Source organism: Virgibacillus litoralis (assembly GCF_017873675.1).
Classification (GTDB): Bacteria; Bacillota; Bacilli; order Bacillales; family Amphibacillaceae; genus Lentibacillus; species Lentibacillus litoralis.
Genome location: NZ_JAGGKK010000005.1, coordinates 80,212 through 102,706 on the forward strand (window position 1 = coordinate 80,212; position 22,495 = coordinate 102,706).

General features: G+C 39.2%; 15 protein-coding genes and 1 pseudogene. 2 read left to right on the top strand and 14 right to left on the bottom strand.

Annotation, left to right across the window (positions count from 1 at the left end; translation table 11 throughout):
* The first annotated feature begins 409 nt into the window (after window positions 1-409).
* Window positions 410-2,683, top strand: coding sequence for an ATP-dependent DNA helicase (locus J2Z82_RS06295; protein ID WP_209479935.1), 2,274 nt, complete (start codon window positions 410-412; stop codon window positions 2,681-2,683).
* Window positions 2,684-2,762: 79 nt separating this feature from the next.
* On the opposite strand, the pseudogene J2Z82_RS06300 reads toward J2Z82_RS06295, so the two are convergent.
* The 6 genes and pseudogenes from J2Z82_RS06300 to J2Z82_RS06325 form a co-directional block, all read right to left on the bottom strand.
* A pseudogene (locus tag J2Z82_RS06300) lies at window positions 2,763-3,080 on the bottom strand (transposase); the annotation flags it as partial.
* 170 nt (window positions 3,081-3,250) lie between these two features.
* On the bottom strand, window positions 3,251-4,234 hold the full coding sequence (locus tag J2Z82_RS06305; protein ID WP_209479936.1) for an ABC transporter substrate-binding protein: 984 nt from the start codon (window positions 4,232-4,234) through the stop codon (window positions 3,251-3,253).
* A 187-nt stretch (window positions 4,235-4,421) separates the two neighbouring features.
* Complete coding sequence (locus J2Z82_RS06310; protein ID WP_209479937.1) at window positions 4,422-5,597, bottom strand: Glu/Leu/Phe/Val family dehydrogenase; 1,176 nt, start codon at window positions 5,595-5,597, stop codon at window positions 4,422-4,424.
* A gap of 239 nt (window positions 5,598-5,836) precedes the next feature.
* Entirely contained in the window at window positions 5,837-7,309 is a 1,473-nt protein-coding gene (locus J2Z82_RS06315; RefSeq protein WP_209479938.1) for an aldehyde dehydrogenase family protein, read from the bottom strand.
* 235 nt (window positions 7,310-7,544) lie between these two features.
* Complete coding sequence (locus J2Z82_RS06320; RefSeq protein ID WP_245251152.1) at window positions 7,545-9,218, bottom strand: thiamine pyrophosphate-binding protein; 1,674 nt, start codon at window positions 9,216-9,218, stop codon at window positions 7,545-7,547.
* Between the two features lie 547 nt (window positions 9,219-9,765).
* A complete protein-coding gene (locus J2Z82_RS06325) occupies window positions 9,766-10,503 on the bottom strand; it encodes an SDR family NAD(P)-dependent oxidoreductase (protein ID WP_209479939.1) in 738 nt (245 codons plus the stop codon).
* A gap of 192 nt (window positions 10,504-10,695) precedes the next feature.
* Here J2Z82_RS06325 and J2Z82_RS06330 point away from each other — a divergent pair, with 192 nt between their 5' ends.
* Window positions 10,696-11,295 (top strand): TetR/AcrR family transcriptional regulator, encoded by a 600-nt coding sequence (locus tag J2Z82_RS06330; protein ID WP_209479940.1) that lies wholly within the window; start codon window positions 10,696-10,698, stop codon window positions 11,293-11,295.
* A 188-nt stretch (window positions 11,296-11,483) separates the two neighbouring features.
* Here J2Z82_RS06330 and solA read toward each other — a convergent pair whose 3' ends face one another.
* The 8 genes from solA to J2Z82_RS06365 all read right to left on the bottom strand — a co-directional run bounded on the left by solA (window position 11,484) and on the right by J2Z82_RS06365 (window position 22,319).
* A complete protein-coding gene (gene solA / locus J2Z82_RS06335; RefSeq protein WP_209479941.1) occupies window positions 11,484-12,641 on the bottom strand; it encodes an N-methyl-L-tryptophan oxidase in 1,158 nt (385 codons plus the stop codon).
* A 949-nt stretch (window positions 12,642-13,590) separates the two neighbouring features.
* Window positions 13,591-15,576 (bottom strand): sodium:solute symporter family protein, encoded by a 1,986-nt coding sequence (locus J2Z82_RS06340; protein ID WP_209479942.1) that lies wholly within the window; start codon window positions 15,574-15,576, stop codon window positions 13,591-13,593.
* A gap of 11 nt (window positions 15,577-15,587) precedes the next feature.
* A complete protein-coding gene (locus J2Z82_RS06345) occupies window positions 15,588-16,352 on the bottom strand; it encodes a cyclase family protein (protein WP_209479943.1) in 765 nt (254 codons plus the stop codon).
* Entirely contained in the window at window positions 16,349-17,179 is an 831-nt protein-coding gene (locus J2Z82_RS06350) for a beta-keto acid cleavage family enzyme (protein WP_209479944.1), read from the bottom strand. Before J2Z82_RS06350 ends, J2Z82_RS06345 begins: the two co-directional genes overlap by 4 nt.
* Before the next feature lie 91 nt (window positions 17,180-17,270).
* The gene (locus J2Z82_RS06355) at window positions 17,271-18,080 is read right to left on the bottom strand and encodes a TrmB family transcriptional regulator (protein WP_209479945.1); all 810 of its coding nucleotides are present in this window, start codon (window positions 18,078-18,080) and stop codon (window positions 17,271-17,273) included.
* A 469-nt stretch (window positions 18,081-18,549) separates the two neighbouring features.
* Window positions 18,550-20,142 (bottom strand): sodium:solute symporter family protein, encoded by a 1,593-nt coding sequence (locus J2Z82_RS06360; protein WP_209479946.1) that lies wholly within the window; start codon window positions 20,140-20,142, stop codon window positions 18,550-18,552.
* A gap of 58 nt (window positions 20,143-20,200) precedes the next feature.
* The gene (locus J2Z82_RS19550; protein WP_280922974.1) at window positions 20,201-20,332 is read right to left on the bottom strand and encodes a hypothetical protein; all 132 of its coding nucleotides are present in this window, start codon (window positions 20,330-20,332) and stop codon (window positions 20,201-20,203) included.
* Window positions 20,325-22,319, bottom strand: coding sequence for an oxidoreductase (locus J2Z82_RS06365; RefSeq protein WP_209479947.1), 1,995 nt, complete (start codon window positions 22,317-22,319; stop codon window positions 20,325-20,327). Before J2Z82_RS06365 ends, J2Z82_RS19550 begins: the two co-directional genes overlap by 8 nt.
* Window positions 22,320-22,495: the final 176 nt, after the last annotated feature.

Sequence of the window (22,495 nt, forward strand, 5' to 3'; positions counted from 1 at the left end):
CAGCAATTAACAAACAAACGGTGAACATTTAAATTTGAAGCGTTTTTGATTACATGATCTTACCAAAGACCCGTGTACAAAATCGTAGACGGGATTAATCGTGCCATCCATTGATAAAACACCAAGAAAAGCAGCATCATCCGGAAGGGCATCTTAAATATCCTCCGCTTCTTTTCTAATGCCCATTGCCATCCCCACGAAACATCAAACCCTAAGTAAAAAAAACCGCCAGTTTCAAAACAGCTGTCTTAGCTATTATTATTGTATAATTCAACAAAATTCGGGAAGTGACAGGCACATTGGCTCTCCTTCCACAACCTCCAAATGAAGCAATAGAACCGCCCCCATGCTTCCTCTTCCCTAAAATCAGCTGACCTGCTAAACTTAATGTAACGAAGCAGGTGATTACATGACAAACGTTGTTAAGATATCGGTACGGCATCTAGTGGAACATGTATTTCGAAGTGGGAGTATTGATTCCGGTGGTTTCCGTTCAGCAAATCCTCTTACAGATGGTACAAAGGCTCACCAGAAGATACAAAAAACGTACAAAAAAGATGATCAGAAGGAAGTCTATCTAAAGGCAGAGATTCCCTTTGAAAATATAAGCATTCATGTCGATGGACGCTGTGATGGATTGCTTTTTCAGGAGGACGGGTCGGTAACCGTCGATGAAATCAAGTCTACTTCACATGTGCTCGGTACCACAGAAGAGACCTACCCAGTACATTGGGCCCAGGCTGTCTTCTATGCATATATTTATGCGTTAGATCATGAGCTGGCGTCAATGACGATTCAACTTACATATGTGCAAGTCAAAACAGAAGAGCAGAAACAGTTTCAACGTTATATGACACTTACCGAACTTGAAGATTTTGTAATGGAAGTGGTAAGTGAGTACGCTGCTTATGCCAAAGCTAAGACGCAGCATATAAATGACAGAAATACCAGCAGTAAAGCGCTGGCATTTCCTTATGGAGTCTACCGGGATGGGCAGCGCAAGCTTGCAGGGTCAGTCTACAAAACGATACTCGATAAGAAGGTTCTGTTTGCCAAAGCTTCCACTGGAATTGGTAAAACGATTTCCACAATCTTTCCAGCAGTTAAATCGATTGGAGAAGGCAACCTCCAGCGCATCTTTTATCTGACTGCAAAAACCATTACCAGACAAGCAGCCGAAGAAGCATTCCAGTTGTTGATTGAAAATGGCTTGGAAATGAAGGTTGTCACCATTACAGCAAAAGACAAGATCTGTTTTCAGGAGGAAACTATTTGTACTGCTGAGCATTGTCCTTTTGCTGAGGGGTATTATGACCGGATTAACGGCGCAATTCTGGATATTTTTGAAAATGAATCATTAATGAGCCGTACAGTGATTGAAGCATATGCACGGAAACATCGGGTTTGTCCATTTGAATTTTCGCTTGACCTTGCTTACACAGCAGACGCCGTTATTTGTGATTATAACTATATATTCGACCCTAGAGTGTCCCTAAAACGCTTAATTGAAGATCAGAAAAAACAAGCCGTTCTGCTCGTGGATGAGGCGCATAACCTAGTAGATCGTGCACGGGAAATGTACTCGGCGGTGCTGTTTAAATCATCGTTTTTACAAGTACAAAAAGAATACAAAGATATGAATGGCGCTGTTGCTAAAGCTGCAAAGGCCGTCAATGTTTGTCTCGCGGAAAAGCGAAAGCAGGCAAATATAGTAGAAAAACAGCTGGATGAAGACCTGGCAGTCCTGGTGGAAACGTTCACTGAAGTGGCAGAAGAAGAATTGGTTCAAAGTGAGGAATCCAATCAACTTTTAGTGGATACTTATTTCGCCGCCAGTACTTTCGCAAAAATCTGCCGGCTCTATGATAAACGCTTTGTTTCTTATGTAGAAACAGACAAGAATGAGGTAAGGATGAAGCTGCTTTGCTTAGATCCATCGTACCTTCTCCAGCAAATGGGAAAAGGTTTCCGTTCTAAAGTTTTCTTTTCGGCTACACTAACACCAGCAGATTACTATAAAAATCTATTAGGAGGAACCAAGGATGACTATGTGTTATCCATCCCCTCTCCATTTGTCCATGAAAATGCAGAGATTCTGGTTAAGCCTTTGTCCACACGCTATCATGACCGTGAACAGACACTGTTGCCAATGGTCAAGTTTATTCTTGATGCCCTGAAAAAGCATGAGGGGAATTTCATCATCTTTTTCCCGTCCTATAACTATATGAATAAGGTTTTCGAGGCATTTAAAACACAAGCACCAGATGTAAAAACAATTGTCCAGGAAACCGGGATGTCGGAGGAGTTACGGGAGAATTTCCTAACTGCCTTCAAGGCAAGCGCAAATGAAAGATTGGTAGGATTTGCGGTTCTTGGTGGCGTTTTTTCAGAAGGGGTCGATTTGAAAGGAGACCGGCTTTCTGGAGTCATGGTCGTTGGGGTCGGGCTTCCGCAGATCGGATTCGAACGAGATATTATCAAGGATTATTTCACGAATGAAGGACATAATGGCTTTGATTACGCCTACGTCTATCCTGGAATGAACAAAGTCCTGCAGGCTGGCGGCAGACTCATAAGGTCTGAGGACGATCAGGGGACCATTGTCTTAATAGACGACAGATTTTTACAGCTAAAATATCAGAAGCTATTCCCGGAAGAATGGCGTCATTATAGAGTGGTTTGAAGCATGGAGACGGTTCCTGCAACTTCTAACATTCTGCTTAACTTTTTCCGGGTACCTGTGCCGTTCCACCTGCAAGAGATTTCGTTAATAAGCTTGGATGGGGTAAGCTATCTTCTGGATTAATACCTAGGAAATACATATAAGCAAGATTTAACGAAGCCTCCTCAATAACTCGTTCATCTGACAAATTATAGAGGTATTGCAGCACCGACAATTTAATCATAAGTTCAGGCTCTTTTGCTGGTCTCCCGTAATACTTGCAGTAAGAGGTTTCAAGAAGTTTATTAATAGAACTAAAGTCAACCTCATCTCTTATTAACTCAAGCATGTGATTTTCAGGGATTTTATTGTATAATTCTGAGTAGATGCTTAATTGTGCATCATCATTATTGAGCATAGAAAAAAACTCCGTTGTGTGTTTGGTAGTAGTTTTTGGTTAACTCTATTATACCAAATAACGGAGGTTTTTTCTGTGTCTAAAATCAATTTTATTCCATATTTTCCAAAATTTAGGAGTCGTTTTTCAGTGGTCTCTTCCTGTCCCCTTGTCCCCCCTGCAATAATAGATTATTTAATTCCTTCCTTCACTTTTGCCGCAACATCCTCAGGTACCCATTTCGTCCATAAATCTTCATTTTCCTTTAAGAACTTGAGTGCAGCATCCTCATGCGACGCTTCCTCTTCTTGCATATAGACTAATGCATCGTTAGCTATCTTACTAGATGTTTTATAGTTTTTCAAAAATTCAACTACTTCTGGTGCTCGTTCTGGTAAACTTTCATTTGATATAATATCAATATCCTGTGCACCGATCTTTTCTAGTGGACCAGGTTCCTTTTCAAGTATTGGTGTCATGTCAAATTTCCCCATTACCCAGTTTGGCTCATAATTATATCCAATCCACGGTTCACCATTATTATATGCCTCTGATAATGATATATTTATCCCTGTTTCGGATCCTGCACGGAAATAATTATAATTTTCATCTAATCCATAGTGTTTGAAAGCATCGTACAGTATTTTATCCACATTCCACCCAGATATCGCTCCAATAATGCGTCCTTTTTCTGGATCTGCAGGGTCCTTAAAGAGTTCCCAGTATTCAGGTAGATCTGTTATGTATTTTAAATCCGGTGCCACTGGTTCAATCCCACGTTCTGGATCTCCTTCAATCACATAAGTAGGTACATAAAACCCTTGATGGTTGTCATCATAATTTGTCGATAACTTAATAAAATACCCTTCCTCTATTCCTTTTGTATAAACTTCTTCATCATTTTTTGTCCATATTTCCATATGAACGTCTACCTGTCCTTCTTCAATTGCAGTATAAATAGCTGGAGTTGACCCAGATAATTTTTCTGTTTCATAACCATATCCTTCTTCAATGATTGTTCTAGCAATCTGATTATGAAAACGAAGGCTATCCCATCCATCATCAGCAAACACAATTTTTTCTTTAGAATCTGCATCTGTTTTATCACTACAGCCAACAGTTACTAGTAGTGAAAGAAAAGCAATTACCATTATGACAATATTAAACTTTTTCATATATTTATTCTCCTCATCTGATTTATAAACAACGATTTTTTAATAAGTAAGGTAAAACGTGCCCTACCAAAAGTAGATAATTTTTTCACTAATAGCGCAATCTTTGTTTCGCGTAAACTTATCTCTTTTTTAATTCAAATAATTATGCATAAAAGAACCTGGAAAATGTTAAAGCATTATCAGCTGCTTATTGTGCTGCTACTTTTTTGGAAGGATCCGCAAACTCTAATAAATCGCTGACTTCCGGTTTGAAAATTTCATAAGCAATATCTCGCTGATACCTGTTTTGTTTCTTTGCTTGTGAAAATAATTGATAGGTATTTTTTCGGCATAGCTTTTCAATATCATCAATCACATCTTGTGGGTCTGGTTTGACCAGTCCAAAAATAACTGCATCATAAAATCTTATTGCCCCTAGATTCGCAACGAAATCATTGACGATATCAATTCCTTTATGCTTGATGATTTCGTCCCCTTCAGAAGAGATTGGAATATTGGCAGCTTCAACAATCAAGCTTGATTTTACGCTATCAGCATTAGACTGGTTAATAACGTCCTCTAATGCACATGGGATGACTATATCACAGTCCACATCAAGCCAGTTCTCGTTTGACCTCACAGTATAGTTCGATTCAAAATAGTCGTGATCCATTTCTCCATATACATTCTTATGGTCAATCAGCTTTTGGACATCTAATCCTTCTTCACATGTGACTAACAGGTTTGCATCCGAAATTCCGACGATTTTATAACCTAATTGAGACAATTTCAACGCACAGCTTGCGCCTACACAACCGAAGCCTTGGATGACAACGCTCGCTCCATCTTTTCCATTTTTATATTTCCAAGCCTCATCTGTCGAAAATGCAACACCATATCCTGTTACGGCATCATTTAGAAGCAGTCCATCAATTCTTGTTTTCATCAGTACATCAAAATCCTTTATCCCTTGAAGGACTGCAGGATCTTGTTTCATTGACGGCGTCAAAGGGATATCAATGCTGAATTCATTAAAGATTTCAAGCACATCTTCATATTTAGTACCTAGATCACTTCCTAAAGATACGCCTTTATCAATATAGGGCATCATTGCAATTAAAAATCTTCTTAAAACGGCATATGCATCAGGAGCTTTGTAATCATAAGAAATACCTGCCTTACATCCGCCGGTCGTTTCACTGTCACTAGCTACATACTTATAAGCCATGGCCTCGGCCAATCTTTCAACCTCTTCTTTTGTAACCGACGGATGCATTCTCGTACCGCCGCCTGTATAGCCTTTCATGAAGTTATGAACAACAAGCCACCCTTGTGCATCCGTTTCCGTATCATTCCACTCTATAACTAAATAGGCTTTAGCCATTTTATTACCTCCTAATGATTTTTTTGCATGTAAGCCTCATGTAGATATTCTTTTTTTAGATTGCTAGATTACTATTTTTCCGTGCAGTAAATTCACAATCATCCCTTGCCCAACTTTTCATTGTATGCGACCCCATAATATTTCCAGCAAACAATGGAAGCGCCCTTATTTTCACATAAGGATTCTTCACCTTGTTCCTTTTAAGCATTTTTCAAAAAGAACAAGGTGCCATCCATTCTCTAATCAAACCAATGAATCGGTTTCGGAGCCAGATTAATGTTAATCTGTTTCGTTTCCTGGTATTCATCCAATCCATACGTACCAAGGCTTCTACCAATACCACTTTGTTTATAGCCACCCCATGGGGCTTGAATATTCGTAAGGTGGTAAGCATTTAACCATGTGATGCCGGCTCGGACTTTTTTGATGACACGTAAGGCTTTATTTTGATCTGCAGAGAAAACAGAACCCGCAAGTCCAAAGTCTGTGTCGTTTGCAATCTTAATTGCCTCTTCTTCATCTTGGAATTTCTGGATAGTGACGACAGGACCAAAGATTTCTTCTCTGACAATCCGCATATCGCTTGTTACATTCGTAAAGACGGTAGGTTCCATAAAAAAACCCTTTTCCAGACCGTTTTTCTCGATGCGAATGCCGCCAGAAGCAAGGCTTGCACCTTCTTCTTTTCCAATTCGTATGTAGTCTAGTATACTCTTGAGCTGGTTTTCGCTGACAATAGCTCCCATCTCAGATTGCTCATCATTTCCGGGACCAACCCTTATCCTTCGTGCATTCTCTACAAATTTCGCCACAAATTCATCATAGATACCCTCTTGGACAAGAATACGGCTTCCCGAAGTGCAGACTTGCCCAGATCCCATGTAGATCCCAAACAAGGAGTAATCGATGGCTGTTTCCAGGTCCGCATCACCAAAGATGATGTTCGGAGATTTCCCTCCCAATTCAAGGGACACTTTTTTCATATTACCTGTTGCTGCCTGCATGATACGGCGACCGACACCTGTGCTTCCAGTAAAGGAAACAACATCCACATCATCGCTTTCAGCGATCGTTTGGCCAACAACCGATCCAGAACCCATCAGGAGGTTAGCTACCCCTTTTGGCAAATCGGACTCATCAATCAGTTCAAACATTTTCACCGCTGTCATCGGAGTAATTTCTGCGGGTTTTAATAGAATGCTATTACCTGCTGCCAATGCCGGAGCAATCTTCCAAACACTCATCAATAAAGGGAAATTCCAAGGAACAATCAATCCCGCAACACCCATCGGTTCCTTCACAATCATTGTCTGCATATCTTCTGGGGCTTCATACGTTTGGCCATTAGGCATATTAAGCAGACCTGCATAATAACGAAAAGTATTAGCGGCCTCTTCAGCATCCGACCGTGCCTCTCTTCTTGTTTTTCCGTTATTCTGTACTTCCAAATTCGTTAACTCGTCAATGTTTTCTTGCAATTTATCCGCAATCTGAAGTAAAACTGCCGCCCGTTCTTGCGGGGATTTATCAGACCATACACCACTTTCAAACGTTTTTTTTGCTATTTTGATAGTCTCTTCTGTTTCTTCTTTTGTTGCTCTCTGGGCCATGGCTATAACTTCTTGTGTAGCAGGATTAATAATATCAAGTGTATCCGGATTACTAGATTCTACCCAATGTCCATTTATATATAGTTTCAACTCTTTTGTCATAACATTCCTCCCCCTTCTTGTCGGCTTTAAAGTCTAACAAATACTGAAATAGACTGTGCTCTAGTTTATATTAGCCACAATTGCAGAGCATTTAACCAATTCCGTAAACTGAATATGCTATATATACGGTATGAACAGACTAAGCCAACTTTTAATACCCGCTAGCCCTAAAAATGAATGCCAATTCTATCAATCTACCTAAAAGACAAGATAGGTAGAGGATGAACGTTAAGCTTTATCCATGTTTTGGACGGAAAGAGGCAATGTATTCGTCTGTATCTTCGTATTCCAATACACCCATTGCCGCTACATCTACTACAACCAAATAAGGTTTATTACTTACAATTGCATTCGATAACCCTTCCTTGAACTCCTCGACTGAGCGTAGTTTCTCTGATTCGAATCCCATTGATTTTGCCATCATGACGAAATCTGGGTTTTCCAAGTCTACAGATGTACGCCTGCCATAAGCCGCTTCTTGGTAGTATCTTAAGATCCCATATCCGCCATCGTCGAACAATAGAATGACAATTGGCGTATTTTCCTGAATTGCGGTGATCATTTCGCCTGCATTCATCATGAATCCGCCGTCCCCCGCTATAAGGACGACAGGCTTTTCTGGCTGAGCGATTTGGGCTCCAATCGCCATTGGTAAGCCTTGGCCGATTCCTCCGCCGGTCATGTGGAGGTAGTTTCTTGGTTCGTAAATGTCGAACAATTTATTGCCCCAAGTGTAGCCAGGGATGGTCACATCAGTTACCAAGATTGTACTCTCAGGCAACTGTTCACGCATGATATCTGCAACTTCTCCGTAGGGCTCAATTTGGCTGCGAAGGTCTTCACGAACCGCTTGACGGGCGAATTTCACTTCATCCACGTAGGCTGCATCTGGAGTGATTTCCTTATTTGCCAAAGAACTGTTGATTTCTTGTAAGACTGCCTTGGCATCTCCGACCAGTGTATACAATGTATCAAAGTTACGGTTGAATGCACTTGGATTTAGATCAATATTGATGTGATTTTCGGGTACTGGAAGCGTCCAGTTATACGTTTCCCCATCGCGGAAACGCGCCCCGATACTAACGAGCAGATCCGATTTTTTCAAAAGTCCTTCCACTTGTGGTGTAGCCCCAAAATTACCGATACAAAGCGGATGATTTTCAGGAATGGACCCTTTTCCAGATTCACTTGTAATAACAGCAGGCTGAATTTTAGCCACCAGCGTTTGAAGTTCCTCGGATGCTCCCGAAGCAATAACTCCATTTCCCGCCCAGATAACTGGTCTTTTTGCTACGGCAATTTTTTCAATCACATCAGCTGGAAGGTTGATTTTCACTTCTGTATCTTGAACCGTTGCCACTTCGACCAATTGATTTTGCGGAATGATCTGTGCTTGAAAGTTCGTTGGGACTGAAATTGTTACTGGCCCCGTAGGAACAGTCAGCGCCTCTTTAATAGCACTGCGCACAAATGGTGTGACTTGCTTTGGACGCTTTAACAAATAAGCTGTCTTGTTTGCACCATTCATCATTTTCAACTGGTCTTTAGCTTCGTGGACATAACGTTGATCCGTTCCAATATAATTAGAATCAGCTTCCCCCGTAATGTGCAATAACGGGGTCCCTGAATTCCACGTTTCTATCAATGAACCTGCACCGTTCCCCGCTCCGGAACCAGTACTTGTTATTACAACGCCCAATTTCCCCGTGGCACGCGCATAGGCATCAGCCATGTTGACCGCCCCACTTTCACCGCGGGCAGTGACTATTCGAATGCTTTCTTGACGCATAATCGCATCATAAATTGGCATATTGTGAATACTAACGATCCCGTATACTACCTCCACTTCTGCCAGTACAAGTTCTTTTACGATTGCCTCTGCAACTGTAAATTCTGTTTGATTGTTCAATGTAATAGCCCCCTAATATGGAAGCAGAGGGACGGTTCCTGTGCTCCTCCCAAATTGGACAAATCTAAATCCCTTTTTGAAAAGTGGACTCTTAGGACATAAAAGCAAACGAAGCGATAGAACCATCCCCCGGCTTCGTTAAACTGTGTAATAAATTTAAAAAGTGGTTTTTAGACCAATATTTTAAATTTTATATCTCTTTTATGTATTATTCAAACAGCAAATACAGTTATTTTTGTACAAAAAGTGTATACAGTTTTAGATTGTCAGGCCTTCAGGGGATTAAACATATATATCCTTTGATTATCTCCGACTTACACCATTCTACAAAATCTGAGGGACAGTTCCCGTGCTTTCTGCCATATTCGACAAATTTAAATCTTCTTTTGAACAGTGAAATCAGTTAGACATAAAGCAGCTGAAGTAATAGAACAGTCCCTGTCCCTCATGTCCCCCCAATCAATCCCAGACAAAAAATGGGACAACCATTGAACTGAGTCCAACAGTCACCCCATCATTTAATTATATCATTTCAGACACTTTCCAGTTACTGAGCAGTATACCCTCCATCAACTATCAGCGAATTACCAGTCATGAAGCTGGAATCATCGCTGGCCATAAATAACACAGTTTTGGCCATTTCTTCTGGCTTGCCAAGACGCTTCATTGGTGTTGCGTTTGTTAAGAAGTCTCTGTCTGTTTCACCCAGAATAGGTGTTTCAATGAAACCTGGGCATAGTGCGTTGACGCGAATATTGCGTTCTGCATATTCCAGGCCAAGTGAACGGGTTAAGTTAACGACACCAGCTTTTGCTGCATTATAAGCGGCACTTCCAGGTGATCCTACCCACCCATACATCGAAGCTGTATTGACGATTACTCCGCTGCCAGCTTTTAAAAACTCTTTGATTGCTGCCTGCGCTACCAGGAATACGCCATCCAGGTCAACTTCTACAGTTTTTCTCCACTCCGCATATGTTAATTCTTCAGTTGGTTTGACTGCGCCAATTCCAGCGTTATTAAATAGGACATCCACTTTACCAAACGTTGATAACGTGGTTTCAAAAATGTTCTTTACTTCTGCTTCATTCGTTACATCTGCTTTAACGAAAAGTGCTTCTGTACCCTGGGACTTTAATTCTTCCTCAAAACTGGCACCTTTCTCCTCATTCATATCGACAAGCACTAGTTTTGCCCCTTCAGATGCAAACAACTGTGCAGTTGCTGCTCCAATACCAGATACTCCACCTGTAATGACTGCAACTTTATCCTGTAACTTACCCACTTTGAACTCCTCCTGTTATAATAATGTTAGATAACCTAGTTATTGAAAATGCTTACAAATTTATTATAGATATCAGAATTTAGTGTTCAACCAACAATATTAAACAGACTGTCTAAAGGTTGGACACAATATGCGCAAGTGTCTATTATGTATACATTTATCCAAAAATTGATTGGAAGTGGGGGATTAACAATGAAAGATCATCTTACCTCTCTAAGAAAAAACAGAACAAAAGAACATTTCCGGCAGGCACTTGTTAACCTGATTAAAGAAAAAGGCTATCAATCGGTCACCGTTAAGGATATTGTGCAATACTCCAAATATAATCGAAGCACCTTCTATGTCCATTATCATGACAAATTCTACTTAGCAGCGGATCTGCTGCATAGTATGCTGGCTGGGATGGAGGAAGCTGTCGCAACCCCGTATGAACGAAATCAGCAAATCAATACAGCCCGCCTTAATGCAAGGTCGTTTGAGATCATTCGCTATATCTATGAACATCGCAATTTTTTCGAGCTGATAAATTATCAGGATACCATTCCACAGCTACATACTAAATTTCCGGAGACCATTCTGAAAATCTACCAGGAGAAGTTTCAATTTAAGACTATTAACAATATGCCAGTTGATATGGATTATTTCACCCGTTATACCGCATACGGCTTTTACGGACTGTTAATCCACTGGATCAATACAGGATTCGAAGCCTCACAGGAAGAATTTATTGAGGAAGTTATTAAGTTGTCACGTACGCATATTGAGTCGGTTAGGTATGTGGGGAAGGGTTGAAGAAAATTAATCTTCTTTTTGTGTGGCGGATAGCTTGCATCCAATGTGTTTGGACGTTTAAAGGACCTGGATAATACAAAGAGGAAATGAATTCTCAACCCTAATTTTACCATGTACCTACATAACAAAAGCCCATCAAGTAGACATTTAAAGCAGATACACTTACTCGGTGGTGGGGGCTATTTATTTTACTCATTTTTAAAAACGTTCCCAACTACGTTTAACCTTTGCATGGAAAACGGACTAATGTCGAGTTGCGACTTATGATCTTCTGTTACTAATTGACTCAGAATTTCTCCAACTACACTACTAAATTTAAAGCCGTGACCAGAAAAGCCACAAGCAACAGCAACATGATCATGGTCCGGATGTTTATCGATAATAAAATCTGCATCTGGGGTATTCGTATAGGTACAAGCTTTCCCCAGTTTATGTTGCCCCACCTCAGGTATACACCGCTCTGTAAAACGAGTGACATCCTGTTTGTCTTGTTCATAAGTGCCAAATGTTTCCAAAGGTTTACGCATGTCTCTTGGACGTCCACCGTCGTGTCGACCAATTTTAACACCTGCTTCTTTCATGCTTGGAAAGCCGTAATATGTTTCTGTAGGCAATTCAAACGAGAAGGCTGGAAATGCAGTAGAATCATAGATGCTCTCATCCGTTTCAAACCACGAGAATGTATTTCTTAATTCCTGTAAAGGTAAATCTAATCCAATTAATGGCAGCAACTTTCTCGTGCCAGCACCAGGCGTAACAACTAACGATTCCGCTGTAAAACTTTCTTGTTGCGTTTCCACCTGTACATAGTTATCAAAAATAGAGATGGAGGTCACTGGCGAATTAGGCTTAAACTCAGCCCCATGTTTCAGTGCTCCTTCTCTAAAAGCCCGGATACAATTCTCACTCATTAAAACACCTGAATCCAATTCATAACAACCTATGTACCCTTCTGGAACATTAAATCCTTCCCAGCGATTATTAATGTCTTCAGCCGTTAGCTGTTCCACATTTAACGAGTAATCTTTTGCGCTTTTTTTCACATTTTGAATAAAATTGGAATTTGGTTGCGCAATATTAACAACACCAGTATTTACAAAAATAGCTTCATCTGACGTATCTTGAAGCTGGCCCCATAACTTCTGTGCCCGTAGTGCCATTTCCGTATAATTTGCACCTTCTCCATAAGCATGCCGTATAATTCTGGTCTCCCCATGATGGGAGCCTTCCGCATGTGGTGGATTATGAGAGTCTATTAGCAGGACACGCTTCCCTTGTTTTGCTAAATAGTAGCCAGCTGACATTCCCATTGAGCCAGCACCAACGATAATAACTTCATAGTCCATGTGATATCCTCCTACCGTAGCTACGGAATTTAAACAAATCTATAATAATATGAATAATACATTCATCTGGGATGGAATTCAATACTTAAGTCAATACATATAATCATAGTTGTCACCCGAAAATAATTTAATTCAGAATTCCTAGAGATCGTCCAAGGTGACAGTCACCCTAACTTTTGGCAGTAAACGGCAGAAAGGAACTATCCTGGCAAGGAACCTATCATTACCACTTCTACTTGTATAGACCGTTTCCGAATTTTTATGTCAGGTCAATAGTCCTGGATCTCTTCATGGGAGAAGTAGGTCAAAACGATGCCCTAAGTGGATCATTTTTATGGCGTGGTTCATTTCAATAGCAATATTCATAAATATCCCTTTTTTACTATATAGTGTAAAATGAGTGATTTCTAAACCTAAATCTGCCCTTTGATAAAATTCAATTATCAATTAATCTTCCATGTTTAAGCCTGAATAATACAAACCGAATAGGCGTCCACGCCTCACACAGAGCGCATACGTGTGGACATTCGCATGCTGATCTTCCCATACATCCCTTTCAGAGATAAAGTTCATCATAAACAAATACAAGACTTATAGACCAAGTCCCGAGAAAAGTTTATTATATAAGCCCACATGTACCATTGGACTTTTGGAACTTCTCCAGGCCAAACATACGAACACTTCTTTGTGTGGCACTCTCACTAAAGCATCAATTCAAAACTGATTCTTTAAACCTATTATTCTATAATGACAGCATCGAAAAATTAAAGGAACAGTTCACGAGGAAGCAAAAGATCCGTCCCCATGCTTCCTACATTCAAAAAAATAAGCCGCCAGTTCCAGCAGCACATTTCTAGCGCAGCTAAATCTAACAGCATATACTATAAAACTATTCTATTTTAAATATACGAAAAATCACTAGAAGTTACTATCGTGTTTATACATCAAATCAAACAATTACTTGGTTAATCTTTGAATCATATTTATCCAAAAGTGTTTTCCCTTCTTCACTGATATTAATTTTCCTTTTCCATAGGCCACCTTCATTCAAATATCCTTGTTTTATTAACTTGGATATAATAACAGAGGCCTTCAATGAATTCATTTTTTGTTCTTTTATATATTGGTTGAACACTGCGATTCCAGAATCCACTTTTTGTAAAATGATTAAGTCGGCCATCGTTACCTTCTCTTCAAATTTGTCTCTTGTATCGGCAACTACTTTGACATGCTGTAAACCTGCGTTTGTTATATTAAAAGTATAGAATCCCGGTCCAGTGTGCTTATCTCGATAAATCAATCTATTCTGGTCAAGACCTTCAATGAATTTGTTGCTGATCGAAGAATCTACACCAAGCATATCGGAAACTTCAGCCATTGTATTATAACCGTTAGAAATAAGTTTCAATACTTGTAATTCGTGTTCATTTGGTTTAAATGAACTATCAGCAGGTTCTTCATTAAGCTCCCAACCTACTTTGCCGTAATAGTTTGGTGTAGTCATCAAACTGACAGTAATGGTAGATACTACAGTTATAACTAAACCAACTACGCCTACGTGGGTGTATTGATCAATTGAAAATATTCCTAATAAATCTAGTAAAGTAAATAGCGCTGTCACTCCGATTCCTAGTACAGCCCCATAAAAAGCTCCTTGCTTTGATGTACGTTTCCACCATATTCCTAAAAAGACTAATACAGAAGGTGGTCCTAACCAAGCTGTGGCGAATGCAAATAAATATAATGGACCTCCTGGATAAAAGCAAAGAAACCAAACTAATATCCCCAAACCTACTGTAATTAACTTGGAAGGTAGGGTAAGCTCTTCCGGTGTTGCCTTTGGTCTCATAAAGCGTTGATAAACATCTCTTACAGCTGTTCCAGAAGCACCTATTAATGCTGTTGTAGAAGTAGATATTGATGCTGCGAGTGAACCCATAAGAGCAAGTGCTGCTATAGCAATCGGTAAGCCCTGAAGAACTACCCCAAATGCGGCCATTGGTGAAACACTGCCGTTCGGAGCAAACATGTCAGAAAATGCAGAGCCTGCATATATCCCGGAAAATGTTAGAATTAGATAAGGAACAGTTGCCAATAGAATAGCAGCATAAATAAATGAACGTTTTGCCGTCTTTTCACTTCTTGTAGATGACACACGTAACCAGTAATAGTTATTACCCCATACTAAGAAGCAGGCAAACAGTATAGCAAATGTTAAAAGACTAGGATATTGTAAAGAAAAAATACTCAACTGGCCTCCAGTAAATCCATGTGCCCAATAACTTAAATCACTTGGCCAGTTATTTCTAATGAAACTAGGTCCTCCGAACTTGATTAGTAATGAAATTAGCATTGCTGGAAGTGCTATTAAACCGATGCACATTTGTACAAAGTCAGTTAATGTGACAGCCCAGAATCCACCGATATATGTGAAAAACAAGAACAAGAAAAAGATTACAGAGAGTGTTGCAATCAATGACCATCCCGTAAAACCATTAACTACAATAGCCATCGAAACAACATTATTAGCCATAATTCCTAGTAACCCTAAAATACTTGCTATAGTAACTAAAACTCGTGTTCTTGAATCAAACCTCATCTCAAGCCATTCAGGCAATGTGTGTGCTCCCGACCTACGAATATACGGCGCGAAGAAAACGCCATAAAGGGCTAATCCCCCAATAAGATATGCAAACCCGAAGCCATATGAACCCCAAAACCCGTACATAACTGCTAAACCTGGTCCTAATGTAATAATCGTACCAGCGAATCCGATTGCGGCAACTCCAAAGATATTAACAATTAAACCAACTTCTCTACCAGCTAGTAAATAGTCATTTGAATTGTTTACCCATTTTCTTGTAATCAACCCACCATATAAAAGGACCATGAAAAAAATCACAAAATAGATAATAAAGATCGTATTGAACCCCATTAGTATTCCCCCTATTCAATAATTGCTACTGGTCTTGCCCATCCAGCACTAGCTTGCTCAATTTTCACCGGAAAAACAGCCACCTTAAACCCGTAAGGCTTTGATATTTTATCGAGGTTAGCTAGTTTTTCTATCTGACAATATTCCTTTTCTTCCCCCACAAAGTGAGCAGCCCACAGCACTCCATCTCTTGGTTCCTTTTTATATTCTTCTGCTTGCAGATGGAAAGGTATGTCCCACCCCCAACCATCAATTCCCATGACTTTAATTCCACTATCGATCAACCATCGCGTTGCATCAGCAGACACACCAGCATGAGCATTAAAATAACCTTCTTCATAAATCTTTTTGTCTGCATCCGTCCGAATTAAGACAATATCATATGGCTTTAAAGAATAATCCATCTCAGTAAGTTTTTGTTTTAGATCATTAGTCGTAATCTCGTACCCTGGTTCCTTATCATGAAAGTCAAATAAAACACCAGGTCTGTAAAACCAATCAAGTGGCATTTCATCAATTGTCCTTGCTCGTTTTCCTTCAGATGTCGGCCAATAGTGCCATGGTGCATCAACATGTGTACCTGTGTGAGTATTTAGAGTTACCGTTTCAACCGCCCAAGCCTTCTTTTCTGGGAAGTCATTAGCCTCTAAACCAAACATGCTGGCAGCTTGCACTGCACCTTGCTCATGTTTAGAATAATCAATCTTAGCAGGAAGTGGCTCCTTTACTTTCTCGCTTAGCGGGACACTTAAATCGATAATTTGGAAGTCACTCATTTGACAACCCCCACATGGTTTAGCCCTAAAATCTTCCGAGTTTCATTTACATCAGCAACTTCCCGCCCTAATTCACCTGAAATGCGCACGATCCTCTCAACAAATTGAGCGTTCGTTTTTGCTAATTCATCTTTCTTATAAAAGACGTTATCTTCCATTCCAACCCGTACATGACCACCTAGAACTATACCCAATGTATTCATAGCCAGTTGATGTTTTCCGATTCCTATTACGGACCAGGTTGAACCAGATGGAATGCTATCAACTAAATGAATTAAATTTTTTGGATTTGCTGTCATGCCACCAGGTACTCCTAAAACAAATTGAAAATGAAAAGGCGGTTTAATAAGTCCTTTTTTCGCTAGCATTAAGGCATTGTTAATCATTCCAGTATCAAAAACCTCTATCTCTGGTTTAACATTATATTCGTTCATATTGTTAGATAATTTCTCTAAGAAGGGTGGTGAATTGATAAAAACTGAAGGGCCAAAATTCATTGACCCAGCGTCCAATGATGCAAACTCAGGAGCTAATTCACAAACCTTTAGTCGTTCCTCTTCCTTTAAATTCAGTCCTCCCGAAGAAGTAAGATTGATTATGATGTCACACTTATCTTTAATTCGCTCTACTGTCTCCTGAAACTTCTCGAAGTCCATTGAAGGGTTACCGTTTACATCCCTAACATGAATGTGTGCTATTGAGGCACCAGCCTTATACGAATCAAACACTTCATTAGCAATTTCTTCAGGTGTTATCGGGAGATAAGGCGAGTTATCCCTTGTTGTGACTGCACCTGTTGTCGCGACAGTAATAATTAATTTTTCCATAAAGATCCTCCTTGTTTTGATATTCTTTAACTAGTCTCCTGACCTCTTTTATGAAAGCCCTTTCATTTAATCGCAGAAATACTTCAACAAATCAAAAGTCTTTAATTAGACTTTCAAGATCCTTTCCATATTTCTTTTTCATCACCCCCTCGAAGTCGTGAAGTATCCGATTCACATAAATATCATGACGGATATAGTTACGGGTGGTAGATATTGTCACTGGATGACTAGAAACTACTGCATGGGGAGAATTGTTTAAGGATTGAAGTACAATCGCTTTCGACTGATCTGTCACAATAGAAAGTTCTCCTGAGTGTCGATGGGAAGCGATATCCCCCCCATAGTGTTTAAAGTTTCGCCAGAGTACATCTGTGTTGTTACCTTCATCAAACGTCAAGGTAACAATGCTGATTCCCCGGTTATAGGCTTTAGTTAGTGGGGCCTTCAAAGCATCAAGTTCTTCACACCAACAACTCATTACAATTTCAGAATCACAGTGTGCGATTGCTGATTCAACTGCTTCCATTGATGATGAGTAACCATGTATCACAAAAAGCTCGGTCCAATTGGTGTCACTCATCGAAGAAATATTTGTTAGTTCTTCCGAAAGAAAATCTACATTACCCGAAAATGCTTCTTTTTTTTGTTGTAGTAAATCCTTATAGGGTAATGGGCTATAACGGACTTTTTTACCTTTATCACCACCAGAAACCGTAAAAATAACTTCACGTTCTTGCATTTTACGAATCGTTTCATAAACCTTTGGTGTTGGTACACCAGATAACACGGCAATTGCATTCCCATTTGCTGGGTGGGAGCGTAAAAGAGCGAGATAAATTTTAGCCTCATATTCTGTGAAACCTAGTTCTTTTAAACTGTCTACTATTTGTTGAATTTTCAATAATATTCACCTCTAAAAAGAGTATACTACTAAGGTAGTTATTTAGTCAATTACAAATATTAAGAATATTTGTTTTACAAACTTTAGTTACAATTCATACCTAGAGTCCAATCTCACCAATATAAAAAAGCGCCTTCCCCCTAAGAAAGACGCTTTCACTCCAGTATAATTTGCCAAAAAATGTTCTAAACTTCTTTGCTATAAAACATTTTAGCCTTGAACAAGTATTTCAATTTTTAAGAAACTACATCACAATTCTATTTCTTGCAAAAAACAATCTCATTATGAATGCCTTCAATTTTAGTTCACCCATTTTCTTACTGATTGTTGGAAGGATAAATTCTCTCTCATTTTTATGCATTACCTAATGGGTAGTATAATTTTAAAAAACAAATACTGTCGGCATCTCAAATACTTACCATTATATTCCATTTGATGTTGGTCTACTCCATTTGAATTTGAAGCTTTCCTATAAAAAATGTAATGGTACATAATAAAAGACAAACGTAAGAATTAATACTAAAACACCGCTTATAATTAAAGCATTTGGAAATTTTTTTGTTATGTTCATTTCCCTTGGATTCTTTAATGTTACAGGGGCTTTTATTATTTCCAAGCGAAATTCTTTTTCTACTTGCGTAACCTCTTCTGTTTTCGAAACAAGATTTAGAGTCAATATTGACAACACTGCCCCAATAATTACAGGGTGCAAATATATTGGCAAGGCTGTTACCAGCATTTCAAATAATTCTGCTCCTACAACTCCAACGAACCCAACAATAATACTCCAAAATGCTGCATTTTTTGTAACCGTCTTTGAATAAACGCTTGCAAATGCCACCGGGCCCCATGAAGCGGCAAACAAAGTTGCTGCAAAATATCCAATCCACATTACCGCTGGTGGTTGCCACATTGTGATAAGTAAGATGACTATGCTGGAAATCAGCATTGTATTGCGGCTAAATCTCAAAACAACTTTACTTTTGCTTTCTTTATTAATGAAAATATCATGAGCAATACTATTCCCTATCAACTGCAAGAAAGTAGAGCAAGAAGATAATATAGCAGCCATAATGCCAATCAAAGCGATTACCCCTAGCCATGTAGGCAAGAGATTTTTAGCCGACCAGATAAAGACGTTCTCAGTTGGGTTTATATTAGGGTTTACTAAGTTAACTGTCGCCATTCCGATATGAAGGAACAGATAAATCACAAATATAGCTATGGTCGCAATGACACCTGAACGTATAACAACATGTTCACTTTTAGCCATCAAGTATCTGCTTGTCTGCCACGGACTCACAGCAACTACGGTTCCCCAAACAAGCCCTAAGATAACAGCCCAGACAAGTGCTTCAGTAGGGCTATTAAAATAGGAATCCACACCACTTAATCCATGCCAGCTTAGAATACCTGGATGAGACTGCAAAGAAGCAGTCTTGATTATTGCGTCTGGCCATCCTCCAGTTGCATTAAGGATAAAAGGCACCCCGACAATTGTTGCTGCAAGGAAAATTATAAACATAATTGTATCATTGACAAGCACACCCTTAGCTCCGGATAAGAAAGTAAATGAAGTGTAAGCAAACCAGATAATCACTAAGGAAGCGCTGTAAGAAAGTCCCGAAACTGAAGAAAACAGTAAGGCACCACCTTGTGTTACCGCTACGATATATGCGGATACTCCTAGGATTGTTGTAATACCAGCTACCTTCCGTATTTTTTGTGAATCAAATCGTTTACCGAAATACTCTGGAACAGTTAAAGCTTTGCTGCGACGCAAGTATCTTCCAAAGAAGAATGCACCCAGAACATATCCACTTGCATTAAAGACTACAAGGATGAGCTGTATGATTGGATAACCTGAATATGAAAAACCTGCCTCCCCCATAAACGTGACAGAGCTTAGAAACGACGCAACCAATGAACCTGTGATCAATAGAGTTGGAGCATTTCGACCCGATACATAATAATCCTCTACATTTGTAACCTTCTTTGATAAAAATACTCCTATTAAAATAAAAAGTAGAAGTGCTACAACGATTCCTACTACATATATCATTTTATATTATCCTCCTATAGCGTTTCAATATATCGATATTCGGTATCTATAAGCGCATTTAGTTAACAACACTCTTCTTCTCACTAGATGTTTCCGACTCAGTCCCCATTCGATTCACCATGAATTTCGCAAATAATCCAATCAAAATTAAACCGCTTCCATAAAATAGTGTAAAGAATAATTCACCCATAAATCTTTGCCTCCTCCTTTTCTTCTGAAATTTTCAAAGCTGCATGGAATCCTTCCCAAACTGCTTCATCCAGCGTGCGAGGACTTTTTGCATCCCCGATTCTAAGCACATTCTTAAAATGGCTTTTTATCTTTCGAAACTCTGCCAAATAATCTGAAGCATCCTGACCAACAGCAAATATGATAGCTTCTGGTTCACGCTCTTCTTTTCGCCCACTAAATAAATGTTCTAAAACAACCTTTTCCTTTTTCAATTCGACTAACTTAAAGTTTGGCGTTTGTTTTACACCTAACTCATCCATTCGTTCCAGAAACTTGTTTCGCTTATACTGTTGAACTGCTTCGGCAATCCCGTAACTCCGCGATACAATTTCCACATTTTTATTTTGTGAGGCTAACAACTCAGCCGACTCGATCCCCGGCCAATCACCTTTCCAATCGATGACAATAATATTTTCTTCTTTAATCATCTCTTTATTTAAAACATCCCATGATGAATAAGAAGCAATGTTTGTTGTAAATTTCTCTGGTATCAATGGTTTTGAGCCAGTGGCAACAATAACCCCATCGAACTGATACCTATTGAGTACCTCTACGGTGACACGTTTTCCTGTTTCAATTTTTACGTTTAGTCGCTTTAACTCACTAATAAGATAGGTTTGCCAGTTTCCAACTTGATCTCTATTCAGAGCACCTTGTATAACATTTAACTGTCCACCTAATTGATTCTTTTCTTCAAAAAGTGTTACGTGATGACCATTCTTCGCCAGTGTAAGCGCTGCCATAATTCCCGAAGGACCGCCTCCAATTACAGAAAAGGATTGTATTCGTGCCGCTTTTGGAACATCAGCAAAGTGTTTTTCACGACCAGTTACAGGATTAATAGTACATCTAATTGGAAGATGTTCCTGATAACGCCCAATACATCCTTGGTTACAAGCAATACATGGAATAATTTGTTGTTCATTATCTGCTAATATCTTGGAAGGTAGGTGTGGATCAGCAATTAAAGCTCGGGTCATACCAACAATATCCACATCTTTTTCTTGAAGAAATCTCTCAGCAATTTCTGGTGCGTAGATTCGTGAAGTAATGATTAACGGTGTTTTTCCAATAATTTCTCTTACTTGATTCGCATCAGTAAAAAGTTGTGAAGCAGAGTCATTAGCTGGTGGCACAATGTAAGAACTTCCTTTGTATGATGCCGATGAGCCTATAACCAAGCTCCAGTAATTTAGTTCTCCTAGTCCATGAAGGTAACGGATTACCTTTAGTGATTCTTCTCCTGAAGTGCCTACATCATCTTTTGAATGCAGTGACATCCGCATACCCAACACAAAATCTTCCCCCACTGCATCACGTACTCTTTTTATCACTTCTTTAGTAAAGCGCATTCGGTTTTCAAACGAACCCCCCCAGTGGTCTGTTCTCTTATTGATAGCAGGACTCCAAAATTGCTCAAATAAATACGTGTGAGAACCCACAAACTCCACTCCATCAAGTCCGGCTTCTTTCAAGTTCATAGCACTACCTACAAACCCATCTATAATTTCTTGGATTTCCTCCTCTTCTAATTCCCTTGGAATAATATGAAATCGTTCAGTAGGAACTGCAGACGGAGCTACCACATCATTATTTTCTTCGCTTACATACGCTTCTCTACCATGATGAATTAACTGAGCAAATAATTTCCCGCCGTATTGATGCACATTTGCTGCTGTATTCCTATGAATGTCTACAATTTTAGGATTACTAGCATCAATGGCAAAAGGAGTGTTTAACCCGGTGTGATGGACACCATGAGCTTCCATAACAATTAGGCCAACCCCCCCTTTCGCCCTTTCAGTATGATATGCAACGAAATCATCAGTCGGTAGATGGTCCTCAACTAATGTTGTTTGATGACCACTTGTCATGATACGGTTTTTAAATTCTGTGTTACCAATTTTCATCTTAGAAAACAGCTGAGGATATTTAAGTTTTGTCATAAAAAAACCTCCTAGAAAGCAAAATTAAGTATTAGTTAATTAAGTATATGTTAATATACTAACAAAACATCTTTTGAAGTATCAATAGTTTTATGCAGAATTTTTTAAAAAATTTTAATTACCAAAAAATAGCGAATTTCCAATTTCTTTATTTATTTTATCAAATCCTTTACTAT